General features: G+C 67.6%; 17 protein-coding genes, 1 other RNA gene and 1 pseudogene. 12 read left to right on the forward strand and 7 right to left on the reverse strand.

What is annotated here, in order from left to right; translation table 11 throughout:
- Positions 1 to 23 precede the first annotated feature (23 nt).
- The 4 genes from AC5JOC_RS15615 (at position 24) to AC5JOC_RS15630 (ending at position 6,660) form a co-directional block, all read left to right on the forward strand.
- The gene (locus tag AC5JOC_RS15615) at positions 24 to 1,871 is read left to right on the forward strand and encodes a glycosyltransferase (protein WP_494246769.1); all 1,848 of its coding nucleotides are present in this window, start codon (positions 24 to 26) and stop codon (positions 1,869 to 1,871) included.
- Positions 1,868 to 2,974 carry a glycosyltransferase gene (locus AC5JOC_RS15620; protein ID WP_494246770.1) on the forward strand — a complete coding sequence of 369 codons (1,107 nt, stop codon included), beginning with the start codon at positions 1,868 to 1,870 and terminating at the stop codon, positions 2,972 to 2,974. The genes AC5JOC_RS15615 and AC5JOC_RS15620 overlap by 4 nt, the downstream gene beginning before the upstream one ends.
- A 1,468-nt stretch (positions 2,975 to 4,442) precedes the next feature.
- On the forward strand, positions 4,443 to 5,513 hold the full coding sequence (locus AC5JOC_RS15625; RefSeq protein WP_494246771.1) for a glycosyltransferase family 4 protein: 1,071 nt from the start codon (positions 4,443 to 4,445) through the stop codon (positions 5,511 to 5,513).
- Positions 5,514 to 5,553: 40 nt separating this feature from the next.
- The gene (locus AC5JOC_RS15630; protein WP_494246772.1) at positions 5,554 to 6,660 is read left to right on the forward strand and encodes a hypothetical protein; all 1,107 of its coding nucleotides are present in this window, start codon (positions 5,554 to 5,556) and stop codon (positions 6,658 to 6,660) included.
- Between the two features lie 622 nt (positions 6,661 to 7,282).
- Here AC5JOC_RS15630 and AC5JOC_RS15635 read toward each other — a convergent pair.
- Both AC5JOC_RS15635 and AC5JOC_RS15640 read right to left on the reverse strand, forming a co-directional pair.
- The gene (locus AC5JOC_RS15635; RefSeq protein ID WP_494246911.1) at positions 7,283 to 7,723 is read right to left on the reverse strand and encodes a hypothetical protein; all 441 of its coding nucleotides are present in this window, start codon (positions 7,721 to 7,723) and stop codon (positions 7,283 to 7,285) included.
- A gap of 181 nt (positions 7,724 to 7,904) precedes the next feature.
- Positions 7,905 to 8,309 carry a hypothetical protein gene (locus tag AC5JOC_RS15640; protein WP_494246773.1) on the reverse strand — a complete coding sequence of 135 codons (405 nt, stop codon included), beginning with the start codon at positions 8,307 to 8,309 and terminating at the stop codon, positions 7,905 to 7,907.
- A 791-nt stretch (positions 8,310 to 9,100) separates the two neighbouring features.
- Between AC5JOC_RS15640 and AC5JOC_RS15645 the strand changes: the two are divergent.
- The 3 genes and pseudogenes from AC5JOC_RS15645 to AC5JOC_RS15655 form a co-directional block, all read left to right on the forward strand.
- A pseudogene (locus AC5JOC_RS15645) lies at positions 9,101 to 9,673 on the forward strand (alkaline phosphatase family protein); the annotation flags it as partial.
- A 133-nt stretch (positions 9,674 to 9,806) separates the two neighbouring features.
- Entirely contained in the window at positions 9,807 to 10,595 is a 789-nt protein-coding gene (locus tag AC5JOC_RS15650; protein ID WP_494246774.1) for an alkaline phosphatase family protein, read from the forward strand.
- Between the two features lie 799 nt (positions 10,596 to 11,394).
- Positions 11,395 to 12,993, forward strand: coding sequence for an HNH endonuclease signature motif containing protein (locus tag AC5JOC_RS15655; protein WP_494246775.1), 1,599 nt, complete (start codon positions 11,395 to 11,397; stop codon positions 12,991 to 12,993).
- Positions 12,994 to 13,468: 475 nt separating this feature from the next.
- Here the strand turns inward: AC5JOC_RS15655 and AC5JOC_RS15660 are convergent, their stop codons facing one another.
- The 5 genes from AC5JOC_RS15660 to ffs all read right to left on the reverse strand — a co-directional run bounded on the left by AC5JOC_RS15660 (position 13,469) and on the right by ffs (position 18,652).
- A complete protein-coding gene (locus AC5JOC_RS15660; protein ID WP_494246776.1) occupies positions 13,469 to 13,678 on the reverse strand; it encodes an LPXTG cell wall anchor domain-containing protein in 210 nt (69 codons plus the stop codon).
- Positions 13,659 to 14,141 (reverse strand): hypothetical protein, encoded by a 483-nt coding sequence (locus AC5JOC_RS15665; protein WP_494246777.1) that lies wholly within the window; start codon positions 14,139 to 14,141, stop codon positions 13,659 to 13,661. The genes AC5JOC_RS15660 and AC5JOC_RS15665 overlap by 20 nt, the downstream gene beginning before the upstream one ends.
- A 780-nt stretch (positions 14,142 to 14,921) precedes the next feature.
- Positions 14,922 to 16,145 (reverse strand): acetate/propionate family kinase, encoded by a 1,224-nt coding sequence (locus AC5JOC_RS15670; RefSeq protein ID WP_079706815.1) that lies wholly within the window; start codon positions 16,143 to 16,145, stop codon positions 14,922 to 14,924.
- Positions 16,146 to 16,157: 12 nt separating this feature from the next.
- Entirely contained in the window at positions 16,158 to 18,326 is a 2,169-nt protein-coding gene (gene pta, locus AC5JOC_RS15675; RefSeq protein WP_064296374.1) for a phosphate acetyltransferase, read from the reverse strand.
- Positions 18,327 to 18,555: 229 nt separating this feature from the next.
- Positions 18,556 to 18,652: signal recognition particle sRNA small type (ffs, locus tag AC5JOC_RS15680), an RNA gene on the reverse strand.
- Between the two features lie 154 nt (positions 18,653 to 18,806).
- Between ffs and AC5JOC_RS15685 the strand changes: the two genes are divergently transcribed.
- From AC5JOC_RS15685 to AC5JOC_RS15705, 5 genes are all read left to right on the forward strand, one after another.
- Entirely contained in the window at positions 18,807 to 19,457 is a 651-nt protein-coding gene (locus tag AC5JOC_RS15685) for an SDR family oxidoreductase (protein WP_086475012.1), read from the forward strand.
- Between the two features lie 513 nt (positions 19,458 to 19,970).
- Positions 19,971 to 20,600: a hypothetical protein gene (locus tag AC5JOC_RS15690; RefSeq protein WP_494246778.1), complete on the forward strand. Its 630-nt coding sequence runs from the start codon at positions 19,971 to 19,973 to the stop codon at positions 20,598 to 20,600.
- Positions 20,597 to 21,640: an AAA family ATPase gene (locus AC5JOC_RS15695; protein WP_086475010.1), complete on the forward strand. Its 1,044-nt coding sequence runs from the start codon at positions 20,597 to 20,599 to the stop codon at positions 21,638 to 21,640. The genes AC5JOC_RS15690 and AC5JOC_RS15695 overlap by 4 nt, the downstream gene beginning before the upstream one ends.
- Before the next feature lie 62 nt (positions 21,641 to 21,702).
- Positions 21,703 to 23,097, forward strand: coding sequence for a DUF58 domain-containing protein (locus AC5JOC_RS15700; RefSeq protein ID WP_494246779.1), 1,395 nt, complete (start codon positions 21,703 to 21,705; stop codon positions 23,095 to 23,097).
- Complete coding sequence (locus AC5JOC_RS15705; RefSeq protein ID WP_494246780.1) at positions 23,084 to 25,393, forward strand: transglutaminase TgpA family protein; 2,310 nt, start codon at positions 23,084 to 23,086, stop codon at positions 25,391 to 25,393. The genes AC5JOC_RS15700 and AC5JOC_RS15705 overlap by 14 nt, the downstream gene beginning before the upstream one ends.
- Positions 25,394 to 25,498 lie beyond the last annotated feature (105 nt).

Raw genomic sequence — 25,498 nt, forward strand, 5'->3', positions numbered from 1 at the left:
GGAACCGATCGGACCCTCGCCTCATGATCCTTGCCGACACCAGGTGGAGCGGCGTCCACGGCATCGGTCGTTATGCGTCCGAGGTACTCCCGCGGTTGAGCGTCGAGTGGTCGCCGCTCGAGGTGGGCGGCAAGCCGTCCGATCCGCAGGACTTCCTTCGCGTGCGCCGGACACCCGGCGGCGAGACGATCTACTCCCCCGGCTACAACGGATTCCTCGCACGCTCACCACAGGTGGTGACCGTCCACGATCTGATCCATCTGCATCCGACGACCAATCGTCGTGCCGTGTACCTCGCGCACTATTCGGCTGTCCTGCGCCCGATCATCCGCAGGAACAGACTGGTGCTGACCGTGTCGGAGACGTCGAAGCGCGCGATCGAGGAGTGGGTCGACGACGATCGCGTCCGAGTGGTCAACGCTGGCAACGGACTGTCGGAGGCGTTCCACCCGGACGGTTCATCAGCTGCTCAAGACTCCGCCCCCTATTTCCTCTACGTCGGCAACCTGCGGGCGCACAAGAACGTCGATGTGGTGTTCCGCGCCTTGGCTCGTGTTCCCGAAGCGAAGCTCGTCGTCGTCATGAACGACCGTGAGGGCGCCGAGCGTCGTGCAGCCGAACTCGGTGTGGCCGACCGCGTGGAGGTGCGGAGCGGGCTGACCGACCCGGAGCTCGCCGACCTCTACCGCGGCGCGGTCGCCACCGTCTTCCCGTCGCTGGTCGAGGGCTTCGGGCTTCCGGCGGTCGAGAGCATCGCGTGCGGAACCCCGGTGATCTTCTGGGAGGGCTGCGAGTCGATCGCCGAGATCTCGAGCGGACAGGGGTTCCCGGTCGGTGACGCGCACGACGACCTGGCCTGGGCGAACGCGATGGAACGCGCCATTGTCGGACGACCCCGTGCGGCACGCGCTCGCGGCGACCTACAGCTGGGACCGGACGGCCGAGATCGTCTCGAACGTGTTGCGAGAGCGTTGATGGATCGTCCTGAAGCGGTCTCCTCGCCCCAACCGTCGATTGCCGCGGTCGTCCTGAACTGGCGCGACGCCGCGAACACGAGCGCGTGCATCGCCTCGCTCGCACAGGACGGCGGCCTGAACCAGATCGTCATCGTCGACAACGAGGCGGACGGCACGCTTCGGCAAGCGCTCGACACGTCGGACGCTCCGGATCACGTCTTGCTCGAACGGTCGGAGAACGGCGGTTTCTCCGCCGGAGTCAACGTCGGTCTGCGCTACGCCCTCGACGCTGGCGCAGACTTCGCGCTCGTCATCAACAACGATGCTCGGCTGCACGAGGGGGCGTTGTCCGCGATGCTGGCGAAGTTCGAACGCGATGCGAGTGTGGGGATCGTCGGCCCTGCGATTCTCAATGAGGACGGCTCGCTCCAGGCGCTCGGCCCGGCCATCGGGTTCCCATTGCGGATCGACGAAACGGCGGGGTCGACGAGCCCCGACTTCGTGACCTGGGCGTGCGTCCTGGTCTCCCGACGACTTCTGGAGACGATCGGCCTGCTGGACGAGACCTTCTTCATGTACTGGGAGGACGTGGAGTTCGGCTACCGCGCCCGCGCCGCGGGTTTCGGGGTTGCGATCGCACCCGACGCGACCGTCGCTCATGCGGTCTCGTCGTCGCACAGCATCGCCGGCGACCGAGTCCAGCTCTACTCGGCGTATGGACTCGGCCGTGTCGCTGCGCGTCAGCCGCGCTTCCTCCTGGCGTCCGTCATCCGCGCGACGCTGCGTGTGGGCAAACGCGTCGCCGCAGGCCGATTCCGCTTCGGTGGTGACATCTGGCTGGCGTATCGAGACGGTCTGCGCCAGACGGAACAGCCTGCTTTCGAACGTGTGACGAAGGACGCTTGGCCCCGATGACCCAGAAACCCATCGCCCGGTATTACCGCGGCGCGCGAACGACGCACCTCGAGCGGCTGCACGACAGCGCGCCGGGCGACTTCTTCTATCAGAAGCCGATGTACGACTTCGACATGACGCGAGCTCCTGCGGGAGTCCGGGTCGAACAGACGTCCTTCGTGCACATCGCGGCATTGGTCCTCAAGGGCACCTACTCGAGGCTGGAGATCGTCGAACCCTACGCTCCGAGCGCACTGCCGCAGAACCTGGTTCTCTCGGCGGCAGCGCGTATCGGCCGAATGTTTCATCGGCAGCCGACGCAGCTCGTGACCTACGCGATCGAGAACGCCGACCTGCCGCGGAAGGTCGCTGCGAGCACGCATCTGCCAGTCGCCGTCACCCGGGCCCTGCTGCGTCTGACGGTTGGATTCTGCTACCGATCGCTGACTCGCGTCGTCTTCGGCACCGCCGACGCGGAGACGAACTACGAAGCCCTGCTCGGCGCCCGGATGAAGCGTCGTCCACCGGAGACGACCTTGATCTGGGGCCTGCCGACGGCCCACCCGTCCGCGCTCACCGTCGACAGCGACGAGCCGGCCTCGAAGGTGCTGTTCGTGGGTGCACTCGACGAGCGGAAGGGCATCCGGCAGCTCATGGACAGCTGGTCGGACGTGTTGGCGTCGTCGCCGAACGCCGAACTGCAGATCCTCGGCAAGGGGCCGCTCGAGGCGGAGGTGCTCCACTGGGCGCAGACCGCACCGCGCACGACGGTCATCATCGACCCCACCCGTGACGTCATCTTCGAGGCGCAGCGCCATGCTGACGTCGCCGTCCTGCTGTCGCAACCCTTCACCAACTGGAAAGAGCAGATCGGTCTCCCGATCGTCGAGGGCCTCAGCGTCGGCACCGAGATCGTCGCGAGCACGGAAACCGGCATTGCAGACTGGCTCGAGAATCACGGACATCGCATGCTCTCGCCGGAGGCCACGTCGCATCAGGCTGGCTGGCGCCATCGCCGACGCAATCCGGTTCACGCCGACCCGCGCCAAGTCATTCTGGACGGTCTCTCCAATGTCGACGGCCGACTGGCAGCGGACGACTGGCTGTTCGCGAGGGACTCGTGACGCGTGCAACGCCATGCGCGTTCTGCGCGCGACTCGTCGGCGCGCCTCGGCTGTGCACATGCTGATGGCGCACGCAGGGTCACTGTCGAAGCCCACTGTGTGCTGACGGAGTGCCGCGCGGCAGGTGCTCCGATGAGTCGTCTACGCCCGAGCACGGCGTTTTCACCTCGCTTCTTGTGCGAGGCGGCGGGAATGTCCGCGGCTCCGATCCGGAGTAGTTGACGAGGCTTGCTGCTCGCCGATGCCCGTCCTGATCGTCAGCACCGTCGCCGGCCTCCGGAACTACGGCGTCGGATGGCCCTGACGCTCTCGATCTACGGCAACACGATATCGATGTGTGCCGATCGCTCAGTTCACACAATTTCGCCGCTCTCATCGAGAGTGGCGAATCGCATCTGAGTATCCGCGGCGTAGCTCGCGGTACCTCGGTACCAACTTCGCTCCGGTATCACGCATCTGCGAGTGACGCGCACGTCTGTCGTACGTTCCGGCTCGCGACTCGTGAACGCGATGCATCATGCGCCATCGCGATCATGCTCCCCACGTGACAGACAGTACGCACCGCCGCGGGCTCGATGTCGGACTCACGATATCGCTGCAGGACCAGCGTAACGTCGACAGTTTCAACATCCTCCGCCAAGGTCCAGCGTCTGCAGCGCTGCGGCGCCAGCCTCGAGTATCGTGCTCGTTCTGCGGGCACGGCCGTGGACGTCGGCCGTGCGTCGTCGGCTCTCTTAGGATTTCTTCTAGTCCATAGCGTTCAGCGGATCGCGTTCATCCCGATCGTCGGCTGGCTGCTGCATACCTCAGGCCGACGACACGCAGCATCGTGGACGTGCCGTAGCAGGTGGTCGTGATGCGTGGCAGTCGTCGCGGTGATGCCGGCCAGCTCCGTGCTGCTCCAGACCTTCGGCGTGATCGTTCGCCGGTGGAGCCTACGCTGACTATCTCAGCGGCTCCGTTCGGCGCGGAAGCGCGGTCGGAACCGAGGTCCTGTATCAGAGTAGTGCCCATTGCTGCCGGCCTCTATGCGCTCTCCGCCATGCGAAGGAGGGCGATCGTCCGACGGCAGAATCGCTCAGTCCAGGAACGCCGGCAAGACAACCCGCGACGACCGCATCGTCGTGGCCATGCCTGCTCGCCAAGAGGGCGTCGTCGCCGCTGGTCGTCGTAGCTCCTCATACATCGAACTCGTCAGATGCTCGCCGATTCGGCGAGATCTGCCTACCGCGCTGTACCGAATCGCCCGCCTGACGTTCGGCTACGTGCGAATCATCGCCTATGCAATGATCGCGAGCAGCCTTCGCGTGCACAGGCTGACCCGGTTACATAGCCGTCGGACTGTTCATCGCGGCGTACTTCTACCTCGTTGTGATCCTGCGAAGTCAGGGTCGAGTACGCCTCAGCCGTCCTCGACAGTTGGCTTGCGGTTCTGATGGCGATCGAACGACTTCTGCGAGGAGCGTCGATGAGAATCGCGATCTTCACCCCCGACATCACGTCGAACTCGCTTGGTCGCACCTACTGCCTGTGGCTGCTGATGCGGGCCAACGGCTGGGAGACCGAGGTGTTCGCGCCACGTGGCGGCGAGATCTGGGGTCCACTGCGCGGCGGAGACTTCGCCGCGAACTGTCGCACGGTCGACGAGGATGATCCCGAACTCCTTGCGGCTGTCGAGGCTGCCGACCTGGTCCTCGCAGTCAAGCCGGTGGAGACGTCCTTCGGGCGCGCAAGACGGCTCGCGCGCGCCGCACAACGGCCACTCCTCCTCGATGTCGACGACCCGGATCTCGAAGCCGCGCTGTCGTGGCGGCGCCCGCTGCGCCGCTTCGCGAAGGGCATCCTGAAGTTCAGCGCCGTGCGCAAGAACACGGAGCTGAAGCGGCTCGCACTGCAGGCGGACACCATCGTGAGCAATCCGGTCCTCCAAGCCATTTACGGCGGGCCCGTCGTTCCCCATGTTCGCGACGACCGCGGCTTCGGAGCACCGCACACCAGTTCCAAGCCCTCCATCGCATTCGTCGGAACGAATCGGAAGCACAAGGGCGTCGACATCCTGCGTGAGGCGGTCGCGAACCGTCAGGATCTTGGCATCACGCTCAAGCTCACCGACGAAGCACCCGAGGACGCTCGGCCCTGGGAACAGTGGGTCGGAATGACCTCCTTCGATGAGGGCCTCGCGCTGGTCGAGAACGCGGACATCGTGGTGATCCCGAGCAAAGACGACGGATACGCCCATGGTCAGCTCCCGGCGAAGTTGATGGACGCCATGCTCGCCGGTCGCGCGGTCATCGTGAGCGACATCGAACCCATGACCTGGGCAGTGGGATCCGGCGGCCTGACGGTGGAACCGTCGTCAGTGCCTGCCCTTGCCAACGCGTTGGAGAAATTGGCTGATCCTCTCGTTCGCCGGGAGCTGGGCTCTCGTGCGCGGCACAAGGCGCTCGACCTCTTCACGATTGAGGCCAACCGTGAGCCCTTCCGCGAAGTCTGCGAGCGGGTGGTGTCATCCTTCCGGCGGACAGAAGGCGGGCAATGAGGTTCGCACGGACACGTCATCTGCCGGAAGACAAGGTCCGATGAACGCGAAGACGTTCCGTCGACTCTTCGGGTTTCTCGTTCTCCCGATGCTTGGCGCGATCAGCCCACTGATCGCGCTACCCGCGATCACTTCCAACTTCGGAGCCCTCGCATGGGCAGCAGTAGCGATCGCTCAATCGGTCGGTGCAGCCGGCGGCGTCCTCGTCGAATTGGGATGGGGGCTCAATGGACCGCAGAGGGTGGCACGAGCACGAGCGGCGAATCAGCGCCAGATCTTGGCGACCTCGCTTGCAACGAAAGGCGTTGCCTTTGTCGTCATAGGACCAATCGCTGCAGTTGTTTCGGTGCTGCTGGCGCCAGGCTACGAGAGCGCCGCGGCTCTTGTCGCAGTCGGAGCAGCCGGAGTTGGGCTGACCGCGTCCTGGTTCTTCGTCGGGACAGGTTCGCCCTCGAAGATCATGATCACGGACTCCTTGCCTCGAATCATCGCGGTGATCATCGCAACCGTGGCAATCAGCCTCGGTGCACCGCTGTTGGTCTATGGATTAGCGATCCTCATTCCATCCCTCGCGTCACCGGTTCTGGCGCTCCTGCTGACGCGAGTGAGGTTCGGTGATTTCCGAGCTGTTCGCGGAGGTCGGATCCTCATCGCTATCCGCCTCCAGATGGTCGCCCTCTCGGGACGTGCGGTCAGCGCCCTCTACATCGCTCTCCCCATCACCCTTGTCAGCATTGTCTCTCCGCAATCGGTCGCGGTTTTTGCCTCGATCGAGCGACTGCAGCGGATGACGTTGACGGTCCTGCAATCGGTTCCAAACTTCATGCAGGGCTGGGTCGGTCGTGCGCCAGATCGCGAACTCAGACTCAAGCGCGCCACTCGCTCGATACTGCTGAACGCCATCATGGGGGCTTCCGCGGGGGCGGTGTTCGCGGCGCTGGCCCCGTGGGTCAGTTCGATGCTCTTCTCAGGAGTCGTCACCGTATCCTTCGCCTTGAGCGCCCTTGGCGGCTGCATGATCTTCATCGTTTGCGTATCCCGCGCCACAGGGAACATCACCCTTGTCGCCTTGCGTAACATCCGCGCGATCAGCCTCAGTGCTCTTGCAGGAGCGCTCGATGGGTGTCCCAGTCGATTCTCCTGCTAGCTCTGCTCACCTCGGACCGTTGGGGGGCTCTCCTCGGCGAAATCATGGCGGAGCTCGACGGTGCTACTAATCCAGCTTTCGGCGGTCAGACGAGCATTCAAGGTGCGTCGGTAAATTCGACGCCGCACCAGCCAAAGGCGCTATCGCCCCGGGCAATCGTCGCCTCCAAGCCGATCGTCATGTGGCAGACCCGGAGTCCTAGCTGGGCGATCCTGTTGAGAATCTTACTCTTCCTGGGGATGCCTGCCCTGGCCATAGGCTGAACCGGCTGGATCACGCTCACGGATTCGCTGCCTGCCATCGTCAGGCCGGAGACTACGTTGACGCCACCAACCCGCACTGCGCCTCATTCGCACAATTCTGTGGTCTGTAAGTACACGTATCGCGGCGCAGGACTCTGCTCGAGCGCGCCGCCGCCGCCGCCGAATACAAGACCACCGCGGCGCTCATGTCAACCACCAGAACGGTTCCTGCACTGGGAGTCACCTAGAAGCGACGTCGACGGCACAGGCATCTAGCCCGCACGATCTATACCTGAAACCCGCACAATCGGTGGGGAAGGAACGAAAAAACCGCGCGGCGCGATCTAGTGCACTCTAGCCAATTCACAATCCTCTTGCGATCACATCGCTACATCCATCTCCGCAATTCGGACCCAGCTCAGGCACTGACGGACGGATAGTGCATGGCCGTCATCAGTCGCGGGCCTGAAATGCATGAGAGCATTTCGCGCCTGCCTAACCGCCTCAAGATTTATGAGACACGCATCTTGATCCAAGGTCAAACCCAGGGATTTCCAGTTCTCCTTGTCTTTGAGAACCAGGATATACTCACCAAAAGTTAGCAGCGCTGCACCCGGAGTCCCTGGGCGGTTCCCTCGAACTACTTTCATTAGAGTTGGCGCCGACAAGTTATCGAGAATCCTGCGCAAACGATTCTCGATCTCGCCAATCAAAATAAACAGACCAGTCGTCTTCTCAAAATTCACGGCAAGATCTGTCGATGTCACAATTCCGACGATCAAGCCATTTGGGTCAGCGTAATAGATGAAGTCGTCTGACACGATTGAAGGGATGAGGTTCATTATTGACTCAGACGACCCAGCTACTCGGACCCCGAGATGCAGAGCATCTGCCAAACCGGCAGTCGCTCCTTTGCGCCCCCGCGCGTGTGCGATCGAGCGCCAGGTGACGGAACCGATCAGCTGCTTCCCATCCTCGCTGATGACAGGCAGCTGAGAGTAGTCATGCATCGCCATCAGAGTTTCGGCGCGGGCAAGAGTGTCGTTCTGCTTCGAGGAACGAGCTCCGCGCGTCCTCCACGAGCGAGGAGACCGGCCACCCAATAGTGGTGTTGCCCTGATCGACATCCCGCCTGTCTACGACATCGATTGTCCCGTAGTAGTCCGCGGTTTCAACAGTCGGGATTGAGATGAGTCCGCGAGACTCGAGCGCCGCGTTGATCTGATCGTTGACCACCTTGCCGCGTTTGACGTTACCGTTCAAGCGCAAAAGTCGCTGGAGTGTAATTCTTCGGGCGGACCCCACCTTCACAAGGTCGAGAAAATCTCCCAAGCCCGAAGCTTTGTCGTAGTCTTCTTCAGTGAATGACTCGACAGCATACTCGCTGGTGGATTTAGTCTTGGACATTTGAGCCCCCGCTCGCATAAACCTAGCTCACAGGAGCTAGCACTAATGTTTCCAACATCAGAGCTGGAATGAATCTCGGTGAACCGCGTTGGGCGACGACCATACGTGAGCGCGTCTCCCCCAACGTCTAAGTATTGGCTATCGATACCGCATAATCAAGCATCGAAGGGAGAACTTCTAATCTGGAGCATTTTCCCCTTGATCGCAGTCACAGCGCTGAGTCATGATGCCTCGAATCACCCCGGAATCGAGTTTTGAGACCGTTGCATAGCTAGGTGCCTGCATGGGCCGGGTGTATGAAGCTGGCTGGCTCCCTTCTCCACACCAAAGAGTCTGTTTCAACAGCCACCTTGCCGACTGACAGGGGCATGGCTCTCGACTACTGCGTTTTCGGAATGGGTCTTCGCACCGCATTGATGTGTGTCCGCGCCTACGCTGGACAACAGGCTGGCGACCCCTTTAGTGTTCCGCGCAACGCCCACCAGGAGGCTCGAATGACGACACACCACGAAGGCACCGACTCGACTTTCGACGATGCATCTGGGTCTGCCGCGGCGCGTGATTCGTCGATGCCCCGCCCCAAACGCCCCGCCTCCCGCCGCGACTTCTTCCGCGCCGCAGGCTTCGGCGTCGCCGGGCTGGCAGCGGGCGGTGCCGTCGCCGGCGGGATCGCAGCCGCCACCGCGTCCAACCCGCAGGAGGACTACGGCTTCACGCCGCTCCCCAAGCGCAGCGAACCGGGCTTCGACCACGTCGTCGTCGTGATGTTCGAGAACCGCTCCTTCGACCACATGCTCGGATGGCTGTACCCAGCGGGTGGCGAACCGGCCGGCCAGACCTTCGACGGCCTCGCCCAGGGCGACTACAGCAACCCCGGCGAGTCCGGCGAAGCCGTCCCCGCCCACGTCTACACGGGCCCCACCGACCAGATCATGGCGCAACCCGACCCGGACCCCGGCGAGTTCTACCCGCACGTCAACACGCAGCTCTTCGGCACCATCGACCCCGAGAGCAACGGCGACCTCCGCAATCCGCTGCAGCCACCGTGGAACCTCCCGGCCGACACCTCCTCGCCCAAGAACGACGGCTTCGTCAAGGACTACATCGTCAACTCGACGCTCGCCCGCGGACGCAAGCCGACGCCCGAGGAGTACTCCACCGTGATGGGCGGCTTCTCCCCCGAGATGCTGCCGGTGCTGTCCACGCTCGCCAAGAACTTCGGCGTCTACGACCACTGGTACGCGGCGGTCCCCTCCCAGACCTTCTGCAACCGCTCCTTCTTCCACGCGAGCACCTCCCACGGTTACGTCACCAACATCGAGGGCGACGGCATCGGCAAGTGGCTGAGCGCACCGGCCGTCCCCACCGTGTTCAACCGGCTCGAGGAGGCCGGCAAGACCTGGCGCGTCTACTACGACGCCCAACAGGTCGTGTCCCTCACCGGTCTCCTGAGCGCACCGTCGATCGAGCGAGTACTGGAAGAGCAACTTCCGCAGCATGGAGCAGTTCCACGAGGACGCGGCGAACGGCGACCTGCCCGACTACGCCTTCGTCGAACCACGCATGGTGTTCGACCACAACGACATGCACCCGCCGGTCGTCCGTCCCGACAACCCGAGCCGGGACGACGTCGACCCGGAGCTCGACTCCGCCTACTCCGACATGCGCGCCGGCGAGCAACTCCTCGGCGAGGTCTACACGGCGATCAAGCACGGGGCGTCGACCACCGGCTCGAACGCGATGAACACGGTCATGCTCGTCACCTTCGACGAACACGGCGGCATCTACGACCACGTCGCACCACCCAAGGCGACCCCGCCGTCGGGCGAGCCGGAGGCGGGCGAGATGGGCTTCACCTTCGACCGCCTCGGCCTGCGGGTGCCGACCATCGTCATCTCCGCGTACACGAAGGCCGGCAGCGTCATCAACGAGGAGATGCATCACGGCTCACTCATGAAGACCCTCGCCGAGCTGCACGGACTCGACCCGCTGACCGAACGCGACCGCACCGCCACGAGCATCTTCAACGCCGTGAACCTCACCTCACCGCGGCAACCGGTGCTGTGGCCGACGGTGACGCCCGCCTACGTGCCGCCGAACCCCGAGGCGAACGCCCGCGCCGACAAGGACAAGGACCGCAAGCGACCACTCACGCCGCCGGCCCTCGGACTCATCGGGATCCTCCTCGCGAAGTACGAACCGGGAGCCCCGCTGCCGGACAACTACGCCGACGCGTACGAGGTGCTGACGAAGCACGGCGAAGGGCTGTTCGGCACGCGGGACTGAGCGGGCGGTGGTGCCCTTCGACAAGCTCAGGGACCGAACCGGATCGAGACGGATGCGAACGCTCCGGTCTCTCGCACCGTCCCGGCACCGCTCCCGGTCCCCGAGCACCCCTCCCGACCGCGCTCCCGGCCCGAGCACCTCTCCCGGTCCCCGAGCACCCCTCCCGATCCCTGCGCACCCACCCGGTCCCGAGCACCCTTCCCGGTCCCCGAGCACCCCTCCCGGTCCCTGAGTACCTTTCCCGGTCCCTGAGCTTGTCGAAGGGTGGCGACCCCCGTCGAGGTGCGACCTCAGAACTCGACGTCTGCCACCAGCGGGAACTCGGTGATCGGCTCATCGCCCCACGGGGCGAGTTCCAGGTACGTCGGACGGTCGCCCTCGATGATAGAGGAGCAGGCTCGCGGTCGAGGTACTCGCTTCGAGGACGGTCTGTCGCGCCGTGGAGGGCCGGTCGTCGCTCTCAGGGACAAGGTCGATCGAGGGACAGCTGCCGCAACCGCACGTCCCGTGCACCGAGATGTCTGCGAGTTGTCCCGCCCACCGTTCCCGATCGGAGGCGGCGATCGACCCGATCAACACCGTCCTCCGTACCACGGGCGACCATGGCGACCAGGAGGTCGCGCTCGCGGACGGAGAGGGGGCGCATATGGCGAGTGTACGCGGGCCACGCGAGAAGTCCCTCACCGCTCGCAGGGCCCGGAGAGGCACTCGCGCGCAACAGATGTTGGCTAAATATCCCAGATCAGCGCGCAGAATCGGTCGGCGTTCGAATGTCAGTGGCTCATGTTTGGATGGTCCCATGTCCAGCAGCCCACGCGTTCCCCTCGGTCCGGTCTCCACCGACCCCTTGGGCACGCTGAGCGAGACGGTGTCCGAGCTCCTCCGCACGTGGTCGGGCGCGCTCGACCCGATCCGACCAGGCGACGACGCCATCGAGCAGCTCGCCGGCATGAACGACGCGGGCGTGGTCCGCGTCCTCGACCAGCTGGGTGCCGTGCAGCACGTGGTCGAGGTCCTGGCCGCGCGCGTCATGGGCTCGGTGTCGGAGCGTTCCCGAGGCGGCATCGTCGGCCACGACCCGTTGGCCCGCAGCCACGGGTATGCGACGCCGGCCGTCATGCTCTCGGAGCGGTGGCGCATCCCTCGCGGACGCGCCGCCACGATCACCTCGGTCGCCCAGGCGATCACCCCCAAGCTCGCCCTCACCGGCGACGTCATCGAGTGCGACCGCCCCGAGATCGCCGCCGCCATCGAACCCCGGCTCGCCACTGACGCCCCCTGCGTGCCGCTGTCCGAGGGTGACAACCCGACGTGCACGGTCGACCACGACGAGGCGACCACCCCATCCGGCTTCGTCCGGTCCGCACTCAGCGTCGAGGGCGCGGGCATCCTGCTGCGCGAGCTGCGGTTGGTGGGCTCCGGTGTCGACGACGAACGCATCCACCGTGCCGTCAGCGCCGGCATCGAGCACTGCGACGGTGCGCCGCTCGCCGAGGTCAGCAGCCTCGCCAAGCTCGTCCGCACCAGCCTCGACCAAGACGGCCCTGTGCCACGGGAGATCGCGCTCCGGAAGCAGCAGCGCTGCACCCTCCGCGAACTCCCCGACGGCATGACCGAGCTCCGCGCCTTCCTCGCACCCGAGGCGGCGGGATGGGTCCGCGCGACGATGGACGCCGTCGTCGGCAAGCAGCTGCGGCAGGTCCGGTTCGTCGATCCCTCCGATGAAACGGCCGCGGCGGCAGCAACCAGCAGTGAGCTGCCCTCCGCGGATCCCCTCGACGACGCCTACGTTCCGGCCGCAGAGATGCCAGACACCCGCACGATGGACGAACGCCGGGTGGAAGCCCTCGTCGGGGTCTTCCGTCACGCCGCGGGTTGCGAGTCGGCGGTCATGGAACTCGCGCCCGTCTCCCTCATCATCCGCATGGACGAACCCGATCTGGCCGACGACGGCCAGTGGTCCGACGGCAAGGCCTACATCGACGGCGTCTCCGAACCGATCTCCGCCGGCACCGCACGGTGCATGGCGGCCGATGGCCGGATCATCCCGATGGTGCTCGGCGGGCCGTCGCAGGTGCTCGACCTCGGAGTTGGCACACGATTGTTCACCAAGGGGCAGAAGATGGCCCTCGCCGAGCGCGATGGCGGCTGCGCCTGGACCGGCTGTACCCATCCACCGTCGTATACCGAGGCCCATCACCTCGTCTGGTGGTCACGAGGCGGACCGACCGACCTGTCCAACGGCATCCTGTTGTGCAGCTTCCATCACCATCGCATCCACAACGACGGATGGGAGGTCCTCGTGCGCGACCACGTGCCCTGGTTCATCCCGCCCGCGCATATCGATCCGCATCGCATTCCACGACGCGGCGGCAAGCCGAGGCTGCGCGCTGCCTGACGACACCATCGCACTCCGGGGCCGGACCCGGGCGTCGATTCCGACCCAAACCGGTCTGCGGAGTGCTCCGAAGTATGGGTTCCGGTCATTTTCGTTACCCGAACGCGCAAATGGCCGGCGCGCATGGCCTGGGCCAAGCGGTCCCGGCACATGCGACCGGGCGGAGTGCAGCAATGGAGCTGCCGCTCCGCCTTCCTCCCCCGCCGGGGTCGAGCCAGGAAGTCTCCCGTGGGCCCTTCGACAAGCTCAGGGACCGGGGAGCGCTCGGGACCGGGGAAGCACCGGGGACCGAGGAAGTGCCGGAACGGAGCCCGGTCATTGAGCCTGTCGAAATGCACACGAGAAACCTTTCCCTTCGACAAGCTCAGGGAACGGGGGCTATCGGTCACTGAGCCTGTCGACGTGTCAGCACCCCTACGACAGCACGAAGCCCCGCCCTCGACCGGAGTCGAGGACGGGGCTTCGCAGGGTGAGACTAGGCCGTGACCTGCGCGCCCTTGCGGCGAGCAGCTGCGAACAGCATGCCGGCAGCACCGAGGAGCAGCAGCGCGGCAGCGCCACCGACGAGGACACCCGAGTCCGAGCCGGTGTCAGCCAGCGTCGGGACGGCCGGGGCGCCAGCGGCGACCGGGTCGGCGATGACGGCGATGGAGTCAGCGCGGGCGTTACCAGCGGTGTCGGTCACGGTGAACGTGTAGGTACCGACCTGGATACCCTCGCCCTGCAGGGTGAGGCCCGACAGCTGCGAAGCCACCGGTCTCGTCGGCGATGACCGTGTTGGCGCCGTCGGCGGAACCGAAGATCTCACCGTTCGGGTCGGTCACCGCGAACGACAGGGTGTCGCCCGGGGTGAAGCCCGTGACGGTCACGCTGAAGCCGGCGCCGCCGGGGCGGACGTCGGAGAAGTAGATCGTGTCGGGGTCGACGGAGACCGCCGGGTCGAAGACCGGAGCGACGACCGGAGCGGCGAAGTTGTACGTGTCAGCACCGAAGGTCACCGACTGCAGCGTGTCGACCGTGCCGGCGTTGGCGAAGACACCGAACGCGAGCAGGTTGAAGTCGCCGAGCGCTTCGCTGAGCTCTGCAGGCGTGTAGGTCGCGTCGGTCGCGAGACCCGGAACGTTCCTGGCTGACGACCCAGTCGCCACCGAGGTTCGTCGACGCCCGGCGCCACAGGACGCAGCGTTGTGAAGGTGTCGGAAGTGCCGTCGGCGAAAACGGGGATCTGGAAGTACAGGTCGTCTTCGACAGACGCGTAGCTGATGCTCGCCGCTGCCTCGAGGAAGCCGCCAGCAGCGACCGGGACACCGCCGTCGTTGTTGAAGCCGTAGATGATCTGCGAGTCACCGGTCATGGTGAGACCGGCGTCGCTCAGGACGGCCGGGGCACCAGGCGTGGCGACACCCTCGTGCCAGCCGGCGTAGTTCGTCTCGTTCGGAGCGATCTGGTCTGCGGTGACCTGGATCTCCGCTGCGGACGCGGGTCCGGCGATGAGGAGGGTGGATCCGGCGACAACTGCGAGGCCGGTGGCGAGAGCCGCAGTGCGGCGTGACGTCTTCAAATTCACTGAGGTGAGTACTTTCGTCTAGGGGTCCGACAGGCGCGACGTACCTGTTGGTTTTCTGAGACTAAGCGGATTCTCAGGGAAAGTTAATAGGGGGAACCACTCATTCTTTTGTCCTCCGCACAGGGGACATCGGAGCGAGGGTCGCCCGTGGGCCCTTCGACAAGCTCAGGGACCGGCAGAGGTGCTCAGGGACCGGCAGAGGTACTCAGGACGACTTCGGTCACTGAGCCTGTCGAAGTGCGCGCGCGAAATCCGCCGATCGAACAGGTCGCCCGTGGACCCTTCGACAAGCTCAGGGACCGGCAGAGGTGCTCAGGGACCGGCAGAGGTGCTCAGGGACCGAAGGGTCGGCGACTCACAGCTACGCCAGGGCGGCGACCGTCTGGCGGGCGATCTCGAGTTCCTCGTTCGTGGGGACGACGAGGACGGTCACGGGGGAATCGTCCGTCGAGATCACCCGGATGCCACGCGCACGCTCGGCGTTGCGGTCCTCGTCGAGGATGATGCCGAGCCCCTCGAGCCCCTGCACCGCACCCGCACGGATCAGCGGTGCGTTCTCACCGACACCGGCGGTGAACACCACCACGTCGAGACCACCGAGGACCGCGAGGTACGCCCCGAGGTAGTGCCGCAGGCGGTGGACGGTCACGTCGAGCGCGAGCTGCGCCGCTTCGTCGCCCTTCGACGCGGACTCGGTGACGTCGCGCATGTCTCCGGTACCCGACAGCCCCAGCAGACCACTGCGGCGGTTGAGCAGCGTGTCGAGCTCGTCGAACCCGAGCCCCGCCTTGCGATGCAGGTGGAACAGCACCGCGGGGTCGAGGTCGCCGGAGCGCGTGCCCATGACGAGTCCTTCGAGGGGCGTCATGCCCATCGAGGTGTCGACCGAGCGGCCGCCGTCGATCGCGCACGCCGACGCACCGTTGCCGAGGTGGAAGACGATCTGCTTCAGCTCACCGAGCGGGCGGTCGAGGAAGGCCGCAGCCGCCTCCGACACGAACTTGTGCGAGGTGCCGTGGAAGCCGTACCGACGGACGCGGTGCTTCGCGGCGAGCTCCGCGTCGATCGCGTACGTGTACGCCGCGGCCGGGATGGTCTGGTGGAACGCCGTGTCGAACACCGCCACGTGCGGGACGTCGGGGAACGCGACCTGCGCCGCGTTGATGCCCTGCAGGTTCGCCGGGTTGTGCAGCGGCGCGAGCTCGGAGATGTCCTCGATGTTGATCTTCACGAGGTCCGTGACCACGGTCGGCTCGAAGAAGCGCTTCCCACCGTGCACCACCCGGTGGCCGACCGCGATCGGCGCGTGCTCGTCGAGTGACGGCCCGTGCTCGGCGAACGCGTCGAGCATGACCCGGAACCCGGCCGTGTGGTCGGGGATCTCACGCTCGATGACCCAGCGCTCCTCGATGGGCGGCGTCGTCGCACCCGCGGCGTCCGGGAGGTAGGACCGGTGCTCGGCGGCACCCGTCGCGTCGCCGATGCGTTCGACGAGTCCGCTGGCGAGCGTCCGCTCCGTCTCGACATCGATGAGCTGGTACTTGAACGACGAGGAACCGGAGTTCACCACGAGGACGGTGGGCATGTGTGTCTGGACCTATTCCTGTTCCTGCGCCTGGATGGCGGTGATCGCGACGGTGTTGACGATGTCCTGCACGAGCGCGCCGCGCGACAGGTCGTTGATCGGCTTGTTGAGCCCCTGCAGCACCGGACCGATCGCGACGGCGCCAGCGGAACGCTGCACCGCCTTGTACGTGTTGTTGCCGGTGTTGAGGTCGGGGAAGATGAACACCGTCGCGCGGCCGGCGACCTGCGAGTCGGGCATCTTCGTCGCGGCGACCGCGGCATCGGCAGCGGCGTCGTACTGGATCGGCCCCTCGACGAGGAGGTCGGGCCGACGCTCGCGCACCTGCCGGGTCGCTGAGCGGACCTTCTCGACGTCGGCGCCCGCACCGGAGTCACCGGTGGAGTACGACAGCATCGCGATGCGCTGCTCGATCCCGAACTGCTCCGCCGTCTCGGCCGAGGAGATCGCGATGTCGGCGAGCTGGGCGTCGGTCGGGTCGGGGTTCACCGCGCAGTCGCCGTAGACGAGCACGCGGTCGGCGAGCGCCATGAGGAACACGCTCGACACCACGGAGACACCGGGCTTCGTCTTGATGATCTCGAACGACGGCCGGATGGTGTGCGCCGTCGTGTGGGCGGCGCCCGAGACCATGCCGTCGGCGAGCCCGAGGTGCACCATCATCGTGCCGAAGTAGGAGACGTCGGTGACGGCGTCGCTCGCCATGTCGATCGTGACGCCCTTGTGGGCCCGCAACCTGGCGTACTCCTCGGCGAACTTGAGGCGCAGCACCGCGTCGAAGGGGCTGACGATGGTCGCCTTGCTGAGGTCGATGCCGAGCTCGATGGCCCGCGAGCGCACCTCGATCTCCTCACCGAGGATGGTGAGGTCGGCGACCTCACGGGCGAGCAGGGTGCCGGCCGCGCGGAGGATGCGGTCGTCGTCGCCCTCCGGCAGCACGATGTGCTTGCGGTTCGACCGCGCGCGCTCCAGCAGGCCGTACTCGAACATGAGGGGCGTCACGACGTCGGCGCGCGCCACGTTGAGCAGCTCGAGCAGGAGCGGTGCGTCGACGTTCTGCTCGAACAGCGCGAGCGCGGTGTCGTACTTGCGCTGCGAGTCGGCGGCGAGACGGCCACGGGTGTTCATGACGCGGACCGCGGTGTCGTAGGTGCCGAGGTCGGTGCTGACGATCGGCGGGATCTCGCCGAGACCGGAGATGAGCTCCTCCACGACCTCGGGCAGCGGGAACCCACCGTTGAGCACGATGCCCGCGATCGACGGGAACGTGCCGGAGGCGTTGGCCATGAGCGCGGCGAGCAGCACCTCCGTGCGGTCTGCCGGGATCACGATGACGGATCCCTCGGTGATGCGCGGGAGCACGTTCACCATGGACATGCCCGCCACGACGACGCCGAGCGCCTCGCGCGTGAGCAGCTCCTCGCTGCCCTTCACGAGGGTGCCGTCGACGGCCTCGAGGATGCTGTCCATGGTCGGGGCGATGAGGAAGGTGTCTTCGGGGATGGCCCAGACGGGGACCATCGCGGCACCGGCGGCGTGGCCGGCCGGGGCGACGACGGAACCGTTCGCGGAACCGTTCGGGTGGATGGCGTCGCTGATCGCGGCGGTGATCTCGAGGAGCTTGTCGGGATCGGCGCGGTTCGCGACGACGGCGAGCAGCTGGGCGTGGGCGTCGGCGAGCTCACCCAGGGCGAGTTCGGCGATGTTGCGCATGTCGTCGGGTGTGCGGGCGACGGACTGGCCGAGCTGCTCCCCCGCACCCTGACCGGCGCGGCCGCCGAGCACGAGGAGGACGGGCGCGCCGAGGTTGGTGGCGATCCGCGCGTTGTAGCCGAGCTCCGTCGGGCTGCCGACGTCGGTGTAGTCGGAGCCGAGGATGACGACCGCGTCGCACTGCGCCTCGATGTGCTTGTACCGCTGGACGATGCGCGAGAGCGCCGCCTCGGGATCGGTGTGCACGTCGTCGTAGCTGACGCCGATGCAGTCCTCGTAGGCGAGGTCGACGCCGTCGTGCTCGAGCAGCAGCTGAAGCACGTAGTCGGGTTTCGTCGTGGACCGTGCGATGGGGCGGAACACCCCGATCCGCTCGATCTGATGGCTCAGGGTGTCGAGGACCCCGAGGGCCACCGTCGACTTCCCGGAGTGTCCTTCGGCAGAGATGATGTAAATGCTTCGCGCCACGGTTTCCAGCCTACGGGGGCGGGCTCTGCGGGGGCTGGGTAAGCGCACAATGTCGTGGTGCTCTGGCGGACGGGCGCAGGGTGTCTGGCGGACGGGCGCGAGCGCAGGAGATCGGCGCGAGAGCAGGAGGAAGCGGCGCCGGATGTCCTGCTGTGGGGCGGATGTCCTGCTGCGGCGCGGGCGGGCCGATCGTGCCGGGCCGGAGACGGCACCGCAGGCACCGCGGGCACGAAAAGACTCCCCGCGCACCCGCCAGAGCCCGGTTACCCTTGCTGCGTTTCCGCCCTGGGGGAGTTGGCCTGGATGGCGCCACGCGGGGAGCCGTCACCTAGTGTACCCGAGCCGCGACCGGGTTGCGTACGCCCCGGTTGAGGCGTTGACTGGCGGATCTGGGACCACTGGACCCAGACCACCGGTCGACCGCCGTCCCCACGAACGGACGGCGCACCGATCGGGACCGCATCGAACGAGAGGACTCACATGACCGACGTCGTCATCGCCGGAGGACACGGACAGATCGCCCTGCACCTGCAGCGACTGCTCGCCGAAGCAGGACACTCCCCCGCCGGCATCATCCGCAACCCCGAACAGGTCGGCGAACTCCAGGGCATCGGCTCCCGCGCCATCGTCCTCGACCTCGAGCACTCCTCGGCAGCCGAACTCGCCGACGAACTCGCCGGAGCCGACGTCGTCGTGTTCGCGGCGGGAGCCGGCCCGAACAGCGGCGCCGACCGCAAGCTCACCCTCGACCGCGACGGCGCCATCCTCCTCGCCGAGGCGGCCGAGCTCGCCAAGGTCCCCCGCTACCTCATGGTGTCGGCGATGAGCACCGACGACTTCGACCCGGAGTCGGACGACGTGTTCCAGGTCTACCTGCGGGCGAAGTCCGAGGCCGACGCCGACCTCCGCGGGCGCGACCTCGACTGGACGATCGTCCGTCCGGGCGGCCTGACGGACGACGCCCCGACCGGCACGATCACCGCCGCGACGACCACCGACCGCGGCTCGATCCCACGCGCCGACGTCGCCGCCGTGCTGTTCGCGCTCATCGAGTCGGGCGCGGCGTCCCGCACGCAGTTCGAGGTCATCGGCGGCGAGACCCCGATCCGCGAGGCGCTCGCGGCGCTGTAGGTCCGGTACCTCGACGGGCTCGGCGAACGGACCCCGTTCCCGGGCCTGTCGTCGTCTCCGGAACACCCCACCCTTCGACAAGCTCAGGGACCGGAACGGGACGGGCAACGAACACCGGTCACTGAGCCTGTCGAAGTGCACACGGGACACCCCGCCCTTCGACAAGCTCAGGGACCGGAGAGGGCCTGGCAACGGGACCGGAGCTAGGGACCGGACACCCCACCCTTCGACAAGCTCAGGGACCGGAGAGGGTTTCAGGGACCGGAGAGGGTTTCAGGGACCGGAAGACGTCTCACCGACCGGGTACGTGCTCAGTGCTCGGGTCCACACAACCGATGCGCACGACGGCTCCGAAGAGTTCCCTGACCCGCACCGGCACCGTGTGCGCGCAACCTGGCGCACATATGGAGTTCCTGTGGGCGACACGTCCAGGGGTGTTACCTGTTCGTTATCAGTCCTAGGATCGGGCAACGGGTTCCGGCCCGGACGATGTACGCAGCGCGACGGAGGCCGATGATGGACCAACGCTACGACCCCGCGTTCCAGCGCGGACACACCGACGAGCGCACGCGCCCGAACGCCTCCGACACCGGCCGCCGCAGCCACCTCGCCTCGCTCGAGGAGATCGCCCCGCAGCTCATCCAGCCGCCCACCGACGGTCGCCCCGTCCGCCCGCCGACCGACGACCGGTTCGACGACGGCCCGCGCGCCCAGCCGTCCCGCGGCATGCCCTCGCAGACCGACCGTCGCGTCCACCCGTTCGAAGCCCGGACCGGCGACACCGCGGCGGTCGCCGATCAGCCTGGGGTGGCGGGTCCCGACGCGCAGCAGACCCAGCTCGACCAGGAGCGGTACGACGAGTACCTCGACGCCGCCGAGGCCCACCGGGTCCGCGCCGTCGTCTGGGAACGGGTCCTCTGGATCGTCGGTGTCGTCCTCACGCTCGGCGGCGGTGTGGGGCTGTGGCAGTCGTTCACCCTGCTCTACCGCGGGTTCGTCGGCGACAGCGGCCCGACCGACAACTACCTCTGGATGCAGTTCCTCGGAGCGCTCGCCCCGACCCTCATCACGATCGGCCTCGCCACCATCGTCGCGCTGCTGTTCAAGCGCATGCTCGACCACGACCGCAGGAGCCGACCATGACCGAGCAGAGCAACACCAGCCGCGCCCCGCGGGACACCGTCGCCGAGCTGAAGCCAGCGCTGAACGCCGAGGAGTTCCAGGTACTGGCCGAGCGCATCCTCGACAACGTCGAGCGCGTCCTCGACGGCAAGCCGTTCGCTGCCCGGATGGCCCTCATCGTGATGCTCGCCGAGGGTCACCTGCTCATCGAGGACGTCCCCGGCGTCGGCAAGACGGTCCTCGCGAAGGCCCTCGCCGCTTCCGTCGGCAGTACCGTCCGCCGCATCCAGTTCACGCCCGATCTGCTCCCGTCGGACGTCACCGGCGTCTCGATCTTCAACCAGGTCGACCGCGAGTTCGAGTTCAAGCCCGGAGCGGTGTTCGCGAACATCGTCATCGCCGACGAGATCAACCGCTCCTCGCCGAAGACCCAGTCGGCGCTGCTCGAATCGATGGAGGAGCGTCAGGTCACGGTCGACGGCGAGACGCACGCCCTCCCGTCGCCGTTCACGGTCGTCGCCACGCAGAACCCGCTCGAGATGGAGGGCACCTACGCCCTGCCGGAGGCCCAACGCGACCGGTTCATGGCGCGTATCTCGATGGGATACCCCGACGCGTCAGCGGAACTCGCGATGCTCCGCCAGCGTGACACGGTCAACCCGCTCGACACCATCGGACCGGTCGCCTCACGCGGCGACGTCGAGCGCCTCATCGCCTGGGCCCGCGGTGTCTTCGTGTCGCCGATCGTCGAGCAGTACTGCGTCTCGCTCGTGCAGGCGACCCGCGTGCACCCCGAACTCCGGCTCGGCGCGAGCCCGCGCGCCACCCTGCAGCTCGTCCGCGCGGCCAAGGTGCTCGCCGCGCTCGACGGCCGCGAGTTCGTCCTCCCCGACGACATCGACCAGCTGCTCGCACCGGTCCTCGCCCACCGGCTCATCCCCACCCGCCGCGCGGTGAGCGCCCACGACCGCTCGGGCGTCCAGGCGGTCTCCGAGGTGCTCGTCGAGCTGCTGGAGCGGACACCCGTGCCGCACTCCGGTCGCACCGAGCTGAGGTCCTGATCCGATGGCCCCGCACCGCGACCGCCGGATCGCCGTGATCCGGCACCGGAGGTCCTGAGCCCATGAAGCGTCGCGTGCCGTTGACGAGACGCGCGGTCGGCGTGCTCATCGCGGCCGGCGTGTGCCTGATCTTCGCGCGCGGGATCGGCTCGCCGGAGTTGCTCGCAGCGGCCGGCCTGCTCGTCGCGCTCGTCGCCGCCAGCTTCGGCGCGGTCTACCTCGAGCGACCGTCGCTCCGGGTCGATCGCACCACCCGGCCCGACCTCGTCGCGGTCGGCGGCCGGATCTCCGTCGAGGTCACGATCGCCGAGACGAGCGCGCTCCCCCACGTCCACACGGAGTGGAAGGACCGCGTGCCGGCCGGGCTCGCCGGCAGCGCCGAGGGGACCCTGCCGAGTACCGGCGTCGCGGGCATCGGATCGCGCCGTCGGACGGCCGAGTACACCGTGACGGCGCTGCGTCGAGGAGAACACGACCTCGGCCCGCTCGGGCTGACCGTGAGCGACCCGTTCGGACTCGTCGTCCGTCGTCGCGACGTGGGCGGGACGCATGCGGTCGTCGTCCTGCCGGAGGTCGTGGTCCTGCCGGAGATCCCCGCACTCACGGCCAGCCGCGACGGTTCCACGCGCCCGTCGTCGCTGCACGTCGGCGCCGGCGAGGACGACATCATCGCCCGTCCCTACCTGCCGGGGGACGCGATCCGCCGACTGCACTGGCGGGCGAGCGCGCACCACGGTGAGCTGATGGTGCGGCAGGAGGAGCAGCGCAACGACCCCGAGGCGACCGTCCTCCTCGACACCGCCGCAGCCCACTGGGCCTGGCCCGACGACGATCCGTCGTACCTGCCGGCGTTCGAGCAGGCCGTGTCGCTGGCGGCCTCGATCACCGCCCACCTCGTCGACGCCGACTACCGCGTCAACCTGGTCGGTGCCGGCACCGAGGAGCTCTCACGCGAGATCAGTGCGAGATCCGCGGCTGGTGGACTGCGGTCCAGTCCGGTGGGCGACATGGGCGACGCACTCGCCCGCGGCGGACAGCACCTCGAGGAGGACGACCTCGACGCCGCCCTGCTCGACCTGGCCCTCCTGCGTCCGTCGGTCCGGCCCGATCGGTTCCTCGACCTCTCACCCGTCATCGCCGCGCGCCGGTCGCAACCGGTCATCGCGATCCTCGGCGACGTCGAGGAGGGCGACCTCGGCGAGCTGACCGCGGTCGCGCACCTGTCACCACTCCCCGTCGCACTCCTCCCGGCCGGCGCGCGGCGTCGGTCCATCGAGCTCCTGGAGTCCGCGGGCTGGCGCTGCCACGTCGGCGAGCGCGGCGCATCGTTCCAGGCGCTGTGGTCCGGCACGAGCGGTCCGGCGACCACCACGCTGGCTCCGCAGTCGGCCGGCCGTGGTGGTCGGGGCGGCCAGGGCGGCCGCCGGGGTGCCGGAGGTGCGTATGTCCGTCGCTGAGGAACGCCGCGCGGCGGCCGCCGCCCGTGGCCGTGTGCCGTCTCGCGGAGGGGTGCCCTCGGGCGTCCGTCCTGGTGCCGGCTCGTCGAACCCCCGACGCCCGTCCCGTGGCGGAACCAGCGGCGGGTCGTGGTCGGGAAGCGCCGGCGGGCGCCGGGACGACCCACGCGACACCGCGAACGTCGGCGACCTGCGTCTGGGCCTCGCCGCCTTCCTCCTCCTCGCGACGGGTGGCCTCGGATTCGGGCGGGTGCTCGACGCGCTCGACTGGTGGTTCGTCACGAACCTCGTCATCGCGATCGTCCTCGCCACGGCGATCCTCCTCCGGCGCACGAGACTGCCGGCGGTGTTCGTGTGGCTCGGCGCCGGCATCGCATGGCTGCTGACGATCACGCTGTTCTTCGCCAGTGAGACGGCGATCATCGGCATCGTCCCGACCCCGACGACGCTCGGCGCCTTCGAACGGTTGCGTGACGCCGGGTTCCAGACCTTCCACGACGGCTCGGCCCCGCTCGACACCGACGCTGGCGTGGTCTTCGTCATGGCCGCCGGCGGCGGCCTCGTCGCGCTGGCGGTCGCCTGGCTCGTGCTCGGCCGCCACGCACCGGTGCTCGCGGCCGTCCTGGTCTTCGCCGTGTACGCCGGGCCGACCGTCGCCGTGTCGTTCCCCCTCGATCCGTGGGTGTTCGCGTTCGTCGCACTCTCCTTCCTCTGGCTGCTCCGTGAGGACGTCCGGCGCCGCGAGTTGCTGCGAGCCCTCGCCTCGGCCCGGGCCGCCGGCGATGGACGCGGCGCCGGCCCGTCGGCGATGACCGGTGCCGGTCGCTTCGGAGGCCTCGGCCCGGCCGTCCTGGTCAGTGCCGTCGCGGTGGTCGTCGCCCTCCTCACGCCGGCGGCGCTCCCCGACCTCGCCGTCCGGGACGTGACCGCCGGCGCCCGTGGCAGCGGTCCGTTCGTGAACGGCATCAACCCGCTCATCTCGCTCGGCCAGAGTCTGCGGCGCCCCGCGAACACGACCGCGCTCGAGTACACGACCACCGCCGACGACGCCCCCTACCTCAAGGTCACCGACCTCAGCGACTTCACGGGTACGGTCTGGGGACCGGACAATTCGGGCTACAACGACGGCAACACGCTCGACGCCTTCCCCGCGCCGGCCGGGCTCAGCGAGGCGATCCCGGTGGAGACCTTCGAGACGACGGTCACGGTGGACTCGCTGTCGAGCCCGTGGCTCCCGCTGCCGTACCCGACGCAGAAGGTCGACGGGCTCCGCGGCGACTGGCGGTTCGAGGCCGCCGGGCTGACGGCGATGGCGGAGCGTGGATCCACCCGCGGGCAGACGTACACGGCGACGAGCACCGCGATCCTGCCGACCGCACAGCAGATGCGCGACGTCCCGCCGGTCGCCGACCCGGCGTCAGCCGCCCCGTACCTCGAGCTGCCCGACGACCTGCCGCAGATCATCCGTGACACCGCTGCGGACGTCACGGCGACCGCCTCCACCGACTACGACCGCGCGATCGCCCTGCAGCGCTACTTCCGCAGCACCTTCGAGTACTCGGAGTCGGCACCCGTCGAGGAGGGCTTCGACGGCAGCGGAGCCGAGGTCATCGCGACGTTCCTGGAGCGCAAGGCCGGCTACTGCATCCACTTCTCGTCCGCGATGGCCGTGATGTCGCGCGTCCTCGGCATCCCCGCGCGCATCGCCATCGGGTACCTGCCGGGCACGACGATCGACAACACCCCGGCGAACCGCGACACCTACATCGTCACCTCGGACCAGTTGCACGCCTGGCCGGAGCTGTACTTCGAGGGTGTGGGCTGGGTGCCGTTCGAGCCGACGGCCAGCCGTGGGGTCGTGACGCAGTTCAGCGACGCGAGCACGGCGACGCCCGGCAGCGGATCGGTGAGTCCCGACAGCCGTCCGGCTCCGACCGCGGCGTCGACGCCCACCCCCACCGCGGACGCGCTCGGCGGACCGACCTCGACCCAGTCCGGTGGGGCCTTCACCGCGGCCCTCGTCCCGCTCGCGATCCTGCTCGGCGTGCTGGTGCTGCTCGCCACCCCGTCGATCGCCCGGGGTCTCCGGCGTGCGGCCGGGCGTCGGCGTGCACTCGCCGAGGGGACCTCGGCGGGCTGGGCCTGGGCGGAGTTCCTCGACACCGCCCGCGACCTCGGCTTCCCCGTGACGTCGGCGGAGTCACCACGCGGGTTCGCGTCGCGGCTGCGCGGGCAGTTCCGGATCGAGTCGCCGGCCGTCGACCGACTCGTGGCGGCGGTCGAGCGGGAGAGCTAGCGCCGAGTGGGGCGCGCGAGGCGTCCCGGCTGGTGGTGCGGCGAGCGCCGGTTCGGTCGACGCGGCGTTGGCTGAGGCGAAGGCGGCCCTGCGGTCGGCGAGTCA

Source organism: Plantibacter sp., assembly GCF_059073635.1.

Bases quoted from the DNA above. Each gene is read 5' to 3' on its own strand.
- AC5JOC_RS15630 (WP_494246772.1), top strand. From the start codon at position 5,554: ATGAACGCGAAGACGTTCCGTCGACTCTTCGGGTTTCTCGTTCTCCCG.
- AC5JOC_RS15700 (WP_494246779.1), top strand. From the start codon at position 21,703: ATGAAGCGTCGCGTGCCGTTGACGAGACGCGCGGTCGGCGTGCTCATC.
- AC5JOC_RS15690 (WP_494246778.1), top strand. From the start codon at position 19,971: ATGATGGACCAACGCTACGACCCCGCGTTCCAGCGCGGACACACCGAC.
- AC5JOC_RS15625 (WP_494246771.1), top strand. From the start codon at position 4,443: ATGAGAATCGCGATCTTCACCCCCGACATCACGTCGAACTCGCTTGGT.
- AC5JOC_RS15650 (WP_494246774.1), top strand. From the start codon at position 9,807: ATGGAGCAGTTCCACGAGGACGCGGCGAACGGCGACCTGCCCGACTAC.
- AC5JOC_RS15640 (WP_494246773.1), bottom strand. From the start codon at position 8,309: ATGTCCAAGACTAAATCCACCAGCGAGTATGCTGTCGAGTCATTCACT.
- AC5JOC_RS15670 (WP_079706815.1), bottom strand. From the start codon at position 16,145: ATGCCCACCGTCCTCGTGGTGAACTCCGGTTCCTCGTCGTTCAAGTAC.
- AC5JOC_RS15615 (WP_494246769.1), top strand. From the start codon at position 24: ATGATCCTTGCCGACACCAGGTGGAGCGGCGTCCACGGCATCGGTCGT.
- AC5JOC_RS15655 (WP_494246775.1), top strand. From the start codon at position 11,395: ATGTCCAGCAGCCCACGCGTTCCCCTCGGTCCGGTCTCCACCGACCCC.
- AC5JOC_RS15695 (WP_086475010.1), top strand. From the start codon at position 20,597: ATGACCGAGCAGAGCAACACCAGCCGCGCCCCGCGGGACACCGTCGCC.
- AC5JOC_RS15685 (WP_086475012.1), top strand. From the start codon at position 18,807: ATGACCGACGTCGTCATCGCCGGAGGACACGGACAGATCGCCCTGCAC.
- AC5JOC_RS15705 (WP_494246780.1), top strand. From the start codon at position 23,084: ATGTCCGTCGCTGAGGAACGCCGCGCGGCGGCCGCCGCCCGTGGCCGT.
- AC5JOC_RS15620 (WP_494246770.1), top strand. From the start codon at position 1,868: ATGACCCAGAAACCCATCGCCCGGTATTACCGCGGCGCGCGAACGACG.